Source organism: Streptomyces sp. NPDC050121 (assembly GCF_044460385.1).
GTDB classification, from domain to species: domain Bacteria; phylum Actinomycetota; class Actinomycetes; order Streptomycetales; family Streptomycetaceae; genus Streptomyces; species Streptomyces soliscabiei.
This window is the reverse complement of the sequence record NZ_JBITJV010000004.1, coordinates 476,266-488,808: the sequence shown is the minus strand read 5'-3', so window position 1 is coordinate 488,808 and position 12,543 is coordinate 476,266. Positions and strand designations below refer to the sequence as shown.

8 protein-coding genes and 1 pseudogene are annotated in these 12,543 nt (G+C 72.4%); 6 read left to right on the top strand and 3 right to left on the bottom strand.

From position 1 onward, the window contains the following. Positions 1 to 106: 106 nt before the first annotated feature. From ACIBTS_RS09520 to ACIBTS_RS09510, 3 genes and pseudogenes are all read left to right on the top strand, one after another. Positions 107 to 658 carry an FHA domain-containing protein gene (locus tag ACIBTS_RS09520; protein WP_399317934.1) on the top strand — a complete coding sequence of 184 codons (552 nt, stop codon included), beginning with the start codon at positions 107 to 109 and terminating at the stop codon, positions 656 to 658. A 242-nt stretch (positions 659 to 900) separates the two neighbouring features. Then, a pseudogene (locus tag ACIBTS_RS09515) lies at positions 901 to 2,128 on the top strand (dehydrogenase). Next, on the top strand, positions 2,125 to 2,589 hold the full coding sequence (locus ACIBTS_RS09510) for an SSI family serine proteinase inhibitor (protein WP_399317932.1): 465 nt from the start codon (positions 2,125 to 2,127) through the stop codon (positions 2,587 to 2,589). The pseudogene ACIBTS_RS09515 and the gene ACIBTS_RS09510 overlap by 4 nt, the downstream one beginning before the upstream one ends. Positions 2,590 to 2,667: 78 nt before the next feature. Here the strand turns inward: ACIBTS_RS09510 and ACIBTS_RS09505 are convergent, their stop codons facing one another. From ACIBTS_RS09505 to glgX, 3 genes are all read right to left on the bottom strand, one after another. Next, positions 2,668 to 3,918, bottom strand: coding sequence for a M14 family zinc carboxypeptidase (locus ACIBTS_RS09505; RefSeq protein ID WP_399317931.1), 1,251 nt, complete (start codon positions 3,916 to 3,918; stop codon positions 2,668 to 2,670). Positions 3,919 to 4,048: 130 nt separating this feature from the next. Next, positions 4,049 to 6,448, bottom strand: a complete 2,400-nt coding sequence (gene treY / locus ACIBTS_RS09500) for a malto-oligosyltrehalose synthase (protein WP_399317929.1) — start codon at positions 6,446 to 6,448, stop codon at positions 4,049 to 4,051. Positions 6,449 to 6,581: 133 nt separating this feature from the next. Then, on the bottom strand, positions 6,582 to 8,723 hold the full coding sequence (gene glgX / locus ACIBTS_RS09495; RefSeq protein ID WP_399317927.1) for a glycogen debranching protein GlgX: 2,142 nt from the start codon (positions 8,721 to 8,723) through the stop codon (positions 6,582 to 6,584). 219 nt (positions 8,724 to 8,942) lie between these two features. Here glgX and ACIBTS_RS09490 point away from each other — a divergent pair, with 219 nt between their 5' ends. The 3 genes from ACIBTS_RS09490 (at position 8,943) to ACIBTS_RS09480 (ending at position 12,530) form a co-directional block, all read left to right on the top strand. After that, entirely contained in the window at positions 8,943 to 9,764 is an 822-nt protein-coding gene (locus ACIBTS_RS09490) for a Tat pathway signal sequence domain protein (RefSeq protein ID WP_399317925.1), read from the top strand. Between the two features lie 78 nt (positions 9,765 to 9,842). Continuing rightward, positions 9,843 to 11,189 (top strand): copper amine oxidase, encoded by a 1,347-nt coding sequence (locus tag ACIBTS_RS09485; protein WP_399317923.1) that lies wholly within the window; start codon positions 9,843 to 9,845, stop codon positions 11,187 to 11,189. 102 nt (positions 11,190 to 11,291) lie between these two features. Beyond that, entirely contained in the window at positions 11,292 to 12,530 is a 1,239-nt protein-coding gene (locus tag ACIBTS_RS09480) for an SAV2148 family HEPN domain-containing protein (RefSeq protein WP_079658851.1), read from the top strand. Positions 12,531 to 12,543: the final 13 nt, after the last annotated feature.

Sequence of the window (12,543 nt, the reverse complement as noted above, 5' to 3'; positions counted from 1 at the left end):
GTGATGTAGCGCCTCCATCGTCCTCCAACCGGGAGCCGTGCGCTCCGCGGACACCCTCTTTCCCGTTTTCTGGACACCCAGGGTTCACTGACCGACAATCACCAACGTGACGTCGTCTTTCGAGTTCAACACGTACCCGGCGCGGTTGTCGGACGCGGAGCGCGACCGGGCGCTGAAGGTGCTGCGTGACGGCGTCGCCCTGGGGCGTCTGTCGCACGACACGTTCATCCGGCGCATGGAGCTGGCCCTCGCCGCCCGCCGCTCGGACGAGCTCGCCGTCCTCACCGCCGACCTGCCCGCGGAGAGCCGCTTCTCCCGGGTGGTCTTCGGAGCCGTCGAGGCGGTCTCCGGCTTCACGGTCCGGCTGCGCCGGGCCTGGCAGGCCGAGCGGCTGCCCAAGCTGCTGCTGCCGCACCCGGGTACCGAGCGCGCGCTGCGTATCGGCCGCGACCCGGCGAGCGGTCTCAGGCTGACCCACGACAGCGTCTCGCGGGTGCACGCCGAACTCTCCCGCCAGGGCGGCAGGTGGGTGCTGCGCGACCTCGGTTCGACCAACGGCACGACCGTCAACGGCCGCCGCGTCATCGGCGCGGCCGTGGTCCGTGAGGGCGACCAGGTCGCCTTCGGGCGGATCGCGTTCCGTCTCTCGGTGAGCTGACCCCGCTCAAGCCCCCTCACCTGTGGGGGTGTTGACGTACCCACGGCCCATGACCCACTGTCGCACTCCAGACACGCCAGGTGAACCGACGGCACCGCCTTGTGGAGGTGTGTCCTGCCGTCCCTCCTCCGCTCCCGACCGTGGACGAACTCGCGGCCCGCGCGGCCGCGCTCACCGTCCGCAGCCCCGGGGACTTCCGGCTGCGCCGCCTCGGGGTCTCCCGCGCGGGCACGCCCCTGTGACTGCTCTGCCTCGGCCGGGGCGCCCGCCAGGCGCTCGTCGTCGCCGGACCGCACGCCAACGAGCCCGTCGGCGGCGCCACCGTGCTGCGGCTGGCCGACCGGGTCCTCGCCGACCCGCGGCTCACCGGCGGCGCCGACGCCACCTGGAACCTGCTGCTCTGCCTCGACCCCGACGGTCTGCGCCGCAACGAGGGCTGGCTGACCGGCCCCTACAGCCTCGGCCGCCACTTCCGGAACTTCTTCCGGCCCGGCTTCCTGGAGCAGCCCGAGTGGCTGCCCGACGGCGCGGCCGCCGCCACACTGCCGGAGACTCGTGCGCCGCTCCGCCTCCAGGACGAACTGAAACCTTTCTTCCGGTGCTCGCTGCACGGCATCGACATCGGCGGCGCCTTCGTGGAACTCACTCGTGACCTGCCCGGACTCGCCCAACGGGTCGCCCACGCCGCCGTCCGCCTCGGCATCCTCCGAGAACTCGGGCCCTACGACACCCTGTACTGGCCGCGCCTGGGTCCCGCCGTCTACCGGATCCCGCCGCCGCGCCCGCGCGATCTGGCCGCCGCCATCACCGAGGCCGCCGTCGAGTCGACCTGGTACCACCCGCACCGGCACGGCACGCTCACCGCGGTCGTCGAGGCCCCCATGTGGGGCGTCGCCGCCGTCGAGGACGGCTCGCCGCCCGCCGGCCGGGACGCGGTGCTGCGGGCCGTGAGCGGCGCCCTGCGCCACGACGTCCAGGCGCTGGAACGCATCCTCGCGCGCGTGCGGCCCCCACCTCGCCGGCACCCCGGACACGGCGCGGCTGCTCGCCCCGGTGGACGACCACCTCCTGGTCTGCCCCTGCCTCGCGAACGCCTGGGACCCCGACACCGCCGACCCCGGCCGCCCGCTCCCGCCGTTCAGCACCGGACATCTGACCGCGCTGCGCATCGCCGGCCGCCGGATCGCCGTGCGGACGGCGGGCCTGCTGCACCAGCTCGTCCGCGGCGCCGGACGCGACCCCTCGGGCGAGCTGCCCGAGCTGGACCGGCTCATCGACGCCTGGTGCGCCGGCCACCAGGAGGACTGCGGGGCGCGCTGGATTCCCGTCGCCCGCCAGGCGGAGTACCAGGCGCGGGTCGTGCTCGCCGCGTTCGAGCCGGCCGGGCGGCGCGCCGCCGAACCCGCCCCTGGCCGTTCGGGTGAGTCGGACTGGGGTAGCCGGCCCGCCGTGCCGATGCACCGGGAATGACGCACTTCCTCAACGATCTCCGTCCGGCGAAAGCCGTCCGGCGCGCCCTGCCGGCCGCGGCCGCCCTCCTCCTCGCCGTCGGCGCCGCCCCCGCCCTGGCGGCCTCCCGCGACGCCGCCGACTCCCTGCCGGGCAACTGGCTCGAACTCACCGTCACCCGGGGCGACTCCCGCTCCAGCGGCACCCGCGGCACCCTGCTGCTGTGCGACCCGCCCCAGGGCCACTCCCGCGCCGCCGAGGCCTGCGACGTCCTGGCCCGGGTCGGCGGGGACATGAACGCCGTCGCCGGGGACAGCAGCCGCGTCTGCACGCTCGTGTACGCCCCGGTGACCGTCCGCGCGCGGGGGCGGTGGAACGGACGCCCGGTCGACTACCGGCACACCTTCGGCAACGACTGCGAACGGGAGGCCATGACGGGAGCGGTGTTCGCCCTTGACGACGACCAGGCCCCCGAGGTCTGACCCGGACGGGGCGGTGGCTGTGGGCACCCGCGCGGGCCCGCAGCCACCCCCTGGCGCCACGCTCGCGCGCGTGCGGCCCTACGCCGCCCGCTCCCGGGCGTGCAGGGCCGCCGCGACCACCGTGCGGGACTGGTGCTCGACCTGGTGCTCCAACGGCACCCAGCGGGCCCGGAAGCGGTCGGCGAAGGCGTCGCTCCACATCTGAACGAGCTGCTCCAGGCGCGGAGCCGCACAGTCGTCGCTCTCCTGCAACACCCGCCACAGCATCGCCGCCGCCCGCAGCGGCAGCCGGCGGGCGAAGGCGTCGACGCTGCCGACGTACGCCATCGTCGTGGCCGCGGGCGGGGTGTCCGTCCAGTCCGCGGCCAGCCCCGGCACCAGCTCCAGCGCCCATCTGGCCGCTCGCAGCAGAGGCCCGTCGACGCCCTCGAGCCGCGGCAGCGCCTCCACGAGGACCCGCTCGACCTCCGTCGTGTCCCGCAGCAGCCGCCGCGCCAACCGCCGGATCGCCGCGGCCGGGGCGGGATGCGGGGCGGGGTCGTCCACCATGTCGCTCGCCCACATCGGCACCTCCACCACCGCGGTCAGACCGCCGTAGCGGTGGGCGTGGTACCAGGTGCTGTGCCGTGCGTCGTCCGGCATGCTCGGGTACGCCGCGTTCGCCCCGGCGGCCGGCATCACATGCACCCCGGGCCCCGACGCCGGCCAGCCCGCCGCGTCGGAGGCGCCCGTCTCCACCGGGATGTGCAGTTGGGCCGCGGACTTGGCGAAGGGCTCGGCGAGTCCGGGGATGTCCTTCGTCAACTGCACCCAGCTGCCGCCCAGATCGGTGCCGTGCAGGGTCACCTGGAGATAGGGCCGCACCTCGTCGATGACCCGGGTCAACGCGCGCGTCTCGGGCGGCAGCCGGTCCGGCGGCAGCACGGCGGGGGACCACTCCGGCTGTTCAGGACCGGCGGGCCGGAAGAAGCCGAGGTGGTACTCCAGCAGACTGCGCGGCGCCGGGGTCACATGCAGACTCGCCCCGTCGGGGTCCGCGCAGAGCAGAAAGTGCCAGGACGTCCCGTCCCGCAACTCCCGCTCGTACAGCACCCGTTCGGCGAGCGCCAGCAGCGTCGAACCCCCGGTCGGCTCGTTGGCGTGGGCGCCCGCCACGACGAGCACGGCCCGCCGGGCATGTCCCACGGACAACAGGTGCAGTGGCCGGCCCGCCCGGGAGACCCCCACCTGCCGCAGCACGCACATACCGGGCTGGTGGGTGGCCAACATCCCGGCAAAAGTGGTCAGTTCGGTCACCGTGGGGTAGCGCAGCTCCGGCAGGAGACTCACCCCCGTATTCGTCCGCCCGGCCTTCGCATCCGCAGTACCCCACGGTCTCTGTGAACTGTCAAGGACGCCCGGGGGGAGCCTTCGGGAGGCTCGGGGAGGCTCCGGGGGGCGCTCGGATGCGCGTACTCGTTCAGTCCGCCCGCTCCAGCAGCGCCACCGGCAGCCGCTCGAAGAGGTCCGCCACGCGCGCGTGCCCGGTGAACGCGCGGGCGGGCTCCCGCTCCTCGGCCAGGACGTCGACCCATCGCCCCGGCGGCAGCGTCAGCCGGGTCTCGCGCCAGCCGCCCGTCTCCGCCAGCCGCAGCGATAGCCGCGTCACGGCCGTGACGACCCGGCCGGAGCGCGCGAACGCCAGACAGTGCTCCGCGGCCGCTCCCTCGGCCGACAGCGGCTCGTACGTCGCCCTCTCCCCGAAGGCGTCCGGCCGCCGTCGGCGCAGCCGCAGCGCGGCCGCCGTGACCACGTCCTTGACGCCGGGATCCGCCGGAGGGAACCGCACCGGGCGCCGGTTGTCCGGGTCCACCAGCGCCCGGTACTCGCTCTCCGTGCCCTGGTAGAGGTCCGGCACCCCCGGCATCGTCAGATGCACCAGCGCCGTGCCGAGCACGTTCGCCCGGACGTACGGCTCCAGGGCGGCGCGCAGCGCGGCCACCCGCTCGCCCGGCGCCCCGCACGGCCCCGCCGCCACGAACGCGGCCACCGCCTCCTCGTACGGCGGCTCCTGCTCCGTCCAGCTCGTGTACAGCCCCGCCTCGCGCACATGCTTCAACAGCGCCTCCTGGACGCGCTCCGGGGCCGCCGGGCCGAGCCCGAAGACCGTCTGCCAGGCCGCCCACGCCAGCTGCCCGTCCGCCATGGCGTCCGCCGGACCGTCCGTCGCGCCGTCCGTCGCGTCCTCCCGCGTGCGCATGGCCTGCTCCAGGACGTCCGCCCAGCGCCGCGGGCACTCGGTGAGCACGGCGAGCGCGGCGCGCACGTCGGCGCTGCGCTTGGTGTCGTGCGTCGACACGACCGTCCCGGTGGCCGGCCAGTCGCGCTGCACGCGCGCGCAGTACGCGTGGAAGCCGGCCGGCGACACCCCCGGGGCGCCCGGGTCGCCGCCCACCTCGTTCGCCGACAGCAGCGGCACGTACCGGTAGAACGCCGTGTCCTCGACCGACTTGGCCCGCAGCGCGGACGACGTCTGCGCGAACCGCGCCCGGAACTCCGCCCCCGACGACCCCTCCCCGCCCAGCACCAGGCCCCGCACCACATCGACCGCACCCGCCTCCTGCGGCACGACGAACGCCTGCCGGGCCTCTTCGGCGGCCTCCTCGGTGACGACGGCCGCCGGGTCGCCCGAGGCGTACGGGCGGTACACCTCCAGACGGACGAGCAGCTCCTCCAGGGCCGTGCGCAGCGCCCAGGGCGCCCGGTCCCGCAGCGCGGGGTCGGCCGACGTGTCGCACATCCGGGACGCCGCCCGGGTCAGCCGCTCCGTCTCGGCCGCCAGTTCGTGGCCGAGCACCCCGTACGCCGCCCGCCGCACCGTCGCCGCCCAGTCGCCGCCCCGGTCCGTCTGCGGGGCCGCGAAGCGCCGGTAGTGGCCCAGGAGCTCCCCGGCGCCCGCGGGGTCGGTGAAGAGGCCGTCGACACGGCGCAGGGCGTCGTAGCCGGTGGTGCCGGCGACCGGCCAGGAGTTCGGCAGCCGCTCCCCGTCGGCCAGGATCTTCTCGACGACCGTCCAGCGGCCGCCGCTCGCCCCGTGCAGCCGCGCCAGGTAGCCGTCGGGGTCGGCGAGGCCGTCGGGGTGGTCGACGCGCAGCCCGTCCACCACGCCCTCGTGCAGCAGCCGCAGAATCGTGCCGTGGGTGGCCTCGAACACCTCCGGATCCTCCACCCGCACCCCGATGAGCTCCGAGATGCTGAAGAAGCGCCGGTAGTTCAGTTCGGTGCGGGCCAGCCGCCACCACGCCGGCCGGTACCACTGGGCGTCCAGCAGCCGCGGCAGCGGCAGGTCCGCGGTGCCCTCGCGCAGCGGGAAGACGTGGTCGTGGTAGCGCAGGACGTCGCCGTCCACCCGCAGGTGCGCCAGCTCCGCCCCCACCGGACCGCCCAGCACCGGCAGCAACACCTGGCCGCCCTGCGCCTCCCAGTCGATGTCGAACCAGCGCGCGTACGGCGAGTCCGGGCCCTCGCGCAGCACCGCCCACAGGGCGCGGTTGTGGCGCGGGGCCATCGCCATGTGGTTGGGCACGATGTCCACCACCAGGCCGAGCCCGTGCTCGCGTGCGGTGCGCGCCAGCTCCCGCAGCCCCGCCTCGCCGCCCAGTTCCGCACGCACGCGCGTGGGGTCGACGACGTCGTAGCCGTGCGGGGAACCGGGCACGGCCTCCAGGACGGGGGACAGATGCAGATGCGAGACGCCGAGCGAGGCCAGGTACGGCACGGCCGCCGCGGCGGCCCGGAACGGGAACGAGGGCTGCAGCTGCAGCCGGTAGGTCGCCGTGGGCGGCACGGGAACAGGGGCGGCACGTCGCTCAGGGGTCATGACCACCTACGTACCCGCCCCGCCGCGATTCCTGTCACACCCCCTCCGGGCGGGGCGGGTCACTCCTCCTCAGATCCCTCCTCAGATCCTTTCCAGATCCCTTCCAGAGCCCTTCAGAGCCCTTCAGGTCCCTTCACAGGGGCCGGGTAGGCCGTTGCAGCACCGTCATGCTGCGGTCGACCAGTGTCAGCCGGGCCCCGGCCTGCACCTTCGTGCCCGCCCCCTGCGCCACCGCCTCCGGGTTCGCCGTGTCCACGACCACCTGCCACTGCCTGCCGTGGTCGACCGGAACCACGAACTCCAGTGGTTTGGCGGAGGCGTTGAACATCAGCAGGAAGGAGTCGTCGGTGATCCGTTCGCCGCGCGCGCCCGGCTCGGAGATCGCGTTGCCGTTGAGGAACACCGACAGCGCGGACGCCTGCGCCCGGTCCCAGTCCCGCGGTGTCATCTCCGTCCCCTCGGGGGTGAACCAGGCGATGTCCGACAGCTCGTCGTGGGTGCCCTCCACGGGCCGGCCGTGGAAGAAGCGGCGCCGCCGGAAGACGGGGTGCTCCTTGCGCAGCCACACCAACGCGCGCGTGAACTCCAGCAGGTCCGTTCCGGTTCCCCCCGCTCCGCCTTCGTCGGCGTCGGGCCACTCGACCCAGGACAGCTCGCTGTCCTGGCAGTAGGCGTTGTTGTTGCCCTTCTGGGTGCGGCCGAACTCATCCCCATGGCTGATCATGGGCACGCCCTGGGACAGCATCAGCGTGGCGACGAAATTGCGCATCTGCCGGGCCCGCAGAGCCAGCACCTCCGGGTCGTCGCTCTCGCCCTCCGCGCCGCAGTTCCACGACCGGTTGTGGCTCTCGCCGTCCCGGTTGTCCTCCCCGTTGGCCTGGTTGTGCTTGGTGTCGTAGGAGACCAGGTCGTGCAGGGTGAACCCGTCGTGGCAGGTCACGAAGTTGATGGAGGCCAGCGGTCGGCGGCCGTCGTCCTGGTAGAGGTCGGAGGAGCCGGTCAGCCGGGAGGCGAACTCGCCGACCGCGCGCGGCTCGCCCCGCCACACGTCCCGCACGGTGTCGCGGTACTTGCCGTTCCACTCGGTCCACAGCGGCGGGAAGTTCCCCACCTGGTAGCCGCCCTCGCCGACGTCCCAGGGCTCCGCGATCAGCTTCACCTGGGACACCACCGGGTCCTGCTGGACCAGGTCGAAGAACGACGACAGCCGGTCCACCTCGTGGAACTGACGGGCCAGCGTCGCCGCGAGGTCGAAACGGAACCCGTCGACGTGCATCTCCAGGACCCAGTACCGCAACGAGTCCATGATCATCTGTAGGACGTGCGGGGACCGCATGAGCAGGGAGTTGCCGGTGCCCGTGGTGTCCATGTAGTAGCGGGGGTCGTCCGTCAGCCGGTAGTACGACTGGTTGTCGATCCCCCGGAAGGACAGTGTCGGGCCCAGGTGGTTGCCCTCGGCGGTGTGGTTGTAGACCACGTCGAGGATGACCTCGATGCCCGCCTCGTGCAGCGCCCGCACCGCCGACTTGAACTCCAGCACCTGCTGACCGCGGTCGCCCCAGGAGGCGTAGGCGTTGTGCGGGGCGAAGAAGCCGATCGTGTTGTAGCCCCAGTAGTTGTTCAGGCCCATGTCGACCAGCCGGTGGTCGTTGACGAACTGGTGCACCGGCATCAGCTCCAGAGCTGTCACCCCGAGCTCCGTCAGATGCTCGATGAGCGCCGGGTGCGCCAGGGCCGCGTAGGTGCCGCGCAGCTCCTCCGGCAGCCCCGGGTGGCGCATCGTCAGGCCCTTCACATGGGCCTCGTAGATCACCGTGTGGTGGTATTCGGTGCGTGGCCTGCGGTCGTCGCCCCAGTCGAAGTAGGGGTTGACCACGACCGACGTCATCGTGTGCGGCGCCGAGTCGAGGTCGTTGCGCCGCTCGGGGGCGTCGAAGTGGTAGCCGTACACCTCCTCGCCCCACCGGACCGCACCGCTGATCGCCTTCGCGTACGGGTCGAGCAGCAGCTTCGCCGAGTTGCAGCGCAGCCCGCGCGCGGGATCGTAGGGACCGTGCATCCGGAAGCCGTAGCGCTGCCCCGGCATGACGCCCGGCACGTACGCGTGCCGCACGAACGCGTCGCTCTCCCGCAGTTCCACCGCCGTCTCCGAGCCGTCGTCGTGCAGCAGACACAGCTCTACTCGGTCCGCGGCCTCCGTGAAGACCGCGAAGTTCGTGCCGGCGCCGTCGTACGTGGCACCGAGGGGATACGCCTCTCCAGGCCAGACCTGCATGGACACGACTCTTCCAGGTGTGCCGCCCCGTCGGGGGCGCCTTGGCGTCGAGTCTCCCGGAAAGTGAGGGAACCACCAGTGACTTACGTCCCTCTTACCATGCGACCAGCGCATACGACGACATCTGCAGTGGTACCTCGCAGTACCTCGTAGTACGTCGTATGCCGAACCAGTGGGGAAGACACGTACTCCCGTCAACAGGGGGAGCAGGGGGAGATTGTGCGCACGACAGTGCGCCGCCACCTGGGCAAGGTGGTGGCAGGTACGGCCATCGCGGTGGCCGCGACGGCCGTGATGGTGGGGATCACGCTGCCGGGCACGGCGGGGGCGGACGACACGTCAGGGGGCAAGGCCGGCCGGAGCACCGGGCAGGCGGCCGGGCGGCAGCAGGGCGACGCCGCGGCGGCGGTGCAGCCCGGCGTCGTCGAGGGCGCGCCGGCCGAGGGCGCGAAGGGCCAGGGCCGCGATCCGCTGACCGACGACGAGATCAAGCGCGTCGAGAAGATCGCGCTCAACCGGCAGATGCTCACCGCCGGGAAGGACGTGGACGGCGACCGCGGTCCGCAGCGCCTCGGCGTGGACCTCGCCGAGCCCGAGGCCGACGAGGTGGACGACCCCGACGCGCCCCGCCGCGCGGAGGTGTCGTTCTACGACTACGGGACCGACTCGCTCGTCACCAAGACCGTCAACCTCGACACCGGCAAGGTCGAGGCCACCGGCACCGAGCACGGCGTCCAGCCGCCGCTCAGCGCCGCCGAGCAGACCGAGGCGGCCAGGCTGCTGATCGCCGACCCGCTGGGCGCGGGCCTCAAGGCCGACTTCAAGGACGCCACCGGCAAGGAGCTCACCTCCCCGGACCAACTGCAGCTCGCCGCCATGGTGTACCGGGCGGTGCCGGGCGCCGAGCCCGCCGTCCTCGACAAGTGCGGCGAACACCGCTGCGTACGGCTGCTGCCGAAGGCCAAGAACGGTCCATGGATCGACGCCCGTTCCCTGGTCATCGACCTCAGCACCCGCAAGGTCGCCCGGCTCGCCGGCTGAACCGTCTCGCACGTCCTCCCCTCAGTCCGTTTTTCCAACTTGCCTCCCGTAGAGGGATGCAAAGGGAGTCATGTCGTCATGCGCGTTCCGTATCTGAAAAGCGACGTCCGGCCGCGGGGAATGAGCCGCGCCCGCAAGGGGGCGGTCCTCGGGGTCTCCGTGGCCGCGCTGGCCGCCGGTGTGACCGCGGGCGCCGGTCCGGCCGTCGCCCGGCCCAAGGCGGCCCCCGCGCCGGCCGCCGACTGCAGCGCCGCCTACCGCATCGAACAGAAGCTCTCCACGGGCACGACCTGGCGCATGTGCTGGCGCTTCGAGGCCAAGTCCGGTCTCGTCCTGGAGAAGGTCTCCTACCAGCCGCCCGGCGAGACCAAGCCGATCAGAGTCCTCAACAGCGCCAAGATCGCCCAGATCCATGTGCCGTACGACGACGGCAAGAACGAGTACAACGACATCACCGACTACAACTTCGGCTCGGGCCTGGTCAACCTGGCGCCCGCCGAGTGCCCCGGCGGCACCATCAAGTCGGTGAAGGTCCCCGACCCGTCCACCTCCGAGAACCCGAACGTCAAGGGCCTGTGCACCACGACCCGCGCGCGGGGCCACGCCTACCGCATGCAGGCCGACGGCAACAAGGTCTTCCAGACCCAGGGCAAGGACCTGCTGATCTACACCGTCAACAAGGTCGGCTGGTACGAGTACATCACCGAGTGGCGCTTCTCCGACGACGGCGCGATCAACATGAACGTCGGCGCCACCGGCAGCCTCTCACCCTTCGACTACGACGCCGGCGACGGCCGCGGCTGGCCCATAGGCAAGGGCGCCAAGTCCTACGCCACCAGCCACAGCCACAACGTCTTCTGGCGGCTCGACTTCGGCCTCGACGGCTCCTCGAACACCAAGGTGGAGCAGTACGACTCGGTGGTCAGGCCGCCCGCCGGCGGAGAGCAGGGCCCGACCGCCAAGACCACCCGCACGCCCGTCACCAAGGAACTCGCGGGCGACGCCAAGAACATGCGCTGGTGGCGGGTGGTCAGCGCCACCGGCAAGAACAAGGACGGCCACGCGCGCTCCTACGAGTTCGTCCCCGGCGCCACCACCAAGTACGGCGGGCGCCCCTTCACCCAGCACGACATCTACTTCACGCAGTACAACAAGTGCGAGCAGTACGCCAGCAACAACGTGCGCAGCTGCGGCAGTCCGCTGCACGGCACATCCGTCGACAAGTGGGTGAACGGGCAGACCCTCACCCACCCCGTGGCCTGGGTGAACGTGGGCTTCCACCACATCGCCCGGGACGAGGACCAGCAGCCCATGCCGGTCCACTGGCAGGGCTTCTCCCTCGTCCCCCGGGACGTCACCGCTATGAATCCGCTCACTCCGCCCGCCCTCGCGGGGGAGAACGGACAGACGAACAGCGGTAGTTGAGAAACGACCTGTCCATCCGGCTGCACCGCCCGCCGCTCCCGGAGTACCCTTCCTTGATCGTTGGGACGGGGAGTGCTCGGGGGAGCGGAAGGCGGTGCTTGGGTGGGCTCGGGAGGGCTGGAGCTGCCCCCTGGTGACGAGGGTCACGAGGGGGGCTCCGCAGACGTCCCGCCCGGCACGGTGTCCCTGGCCCGGCCGATGGAGACGAACGCCATCGGACCGGAGCTGGACTGGGACGCCGACGCCTGGCGGGAGGTGCGCACCCGCGCCCAGCGGGCCGGCCGGGCCTACATCTGGCTGAACCTCGTGGAACAGCGGCTGCGCGCGGTGGTGGCCGCCGTGCTGCGGCCCATCTATGAGCCCGTCCACGGCGACGAGTGGGTGGTCGCCGCGGCCGGACCCGCCGGACAGGAGTGGGTGCAGCGCGCGGTCGCCGTCCGCGAGGTCAGCCGCCGCAAGGGCTATCTGCTCGACCCGGCCGACGACAACGTGATCTCCTTCCTCACACTGCCGCAGCTGCGTGAGCTGATGGTGCAGCACTGGCCCTGCTTCGAGCCGTACTTCGACGACCGTCGCGACGTCGAACTCGCCCTGGACGAGCTGGAGGTGACGCGTAACGTCGTCTCCCGCAACCGGGCCCTGTCCGAGGCCGTCCTGAACCAGGCCGAACGGGCCTCCGCGCGCCTGCTGGAGATGCTCGGCACCGGCGGCGACGTCCCCTCCGCGCGTCGGCTGCCCGTCGACGCCGTCGAGGACCTCGTCGGCGACCGGTACGCGGACGTGGTCGCCGTCCACACCGACCGGGTGCGGCTGCTGCGCCAGTTTCCCGCCGAGGACATCTTCGACGGCGCCCGCCGTCTCGACGCCATCGGGATCGGCCTCAATCTGCTCGTGCAGAACTTCTCCGGCCGACGGCTGGTCCGCCTCGCGGAGGCCGGGGCCCGCGTACGGCTGCTGTTCCTCAACCCCGCCTCCAGCGCCGTCAAGCGCCGGGAGCGCGAACTCGGCATGAAGCGGGGCGAGTTGAGCCGGGCGGTGGAGATGAACATCCTGCACATGCGCCGGGTGCGCGCCCGGCTGCGCGACCCCGGCGCCTTCCAGATCCAGGTCTACGACGAGACGCCCCGCTTCACCGCCTACCTCGTCGACGGTGACGGCACCGACGGCATCGCGGTGATCCAGTCCTATCTGCGGCGCATGCGCGGCATGGAGGCGCCGGTGCTGGTGCTGCGAGGCGGCAACCGGGTGGTCAAGTCGGGCGAGGTGGATGAAAGCGGACTTTTCCCGGCCTATCGCGAGGAGTTCGAGCTGGCCTGGGCGGATTCACGACCCGTGTCCTGAATGATCCCTTTGT

Coding starts and splice junctions, on each gene's coding strand:
- ACIBTS_RS09485 (WP_399317923.1), top strand. CDS start 9,843: ATGCGCGTTCCGTATCTGAAAAGCGACGTCCGGCCGCGGGGAATGAGC.
- glgX (WP_399317927.1), bottom strand. CDS start 8,723: ATGCAGGTCTGGCCTGGAGAGGCGTATCCCCTCGGTGCCACGTACGAC.
- ACIBTS_RS09510 (WP_399317932.1), top strand. CDS start 2,125: ATGACGCACTTCCTCAACGATCTCCGTCCGGCGAAAGCCGTCCGGCGC.
- treY (WP_399317929.1), bottom strand. CDS start 6,448: ATGACCCCTGAGCGACGTGCCGCCCCTGTTCCCGTGCCGCCCACGGCG.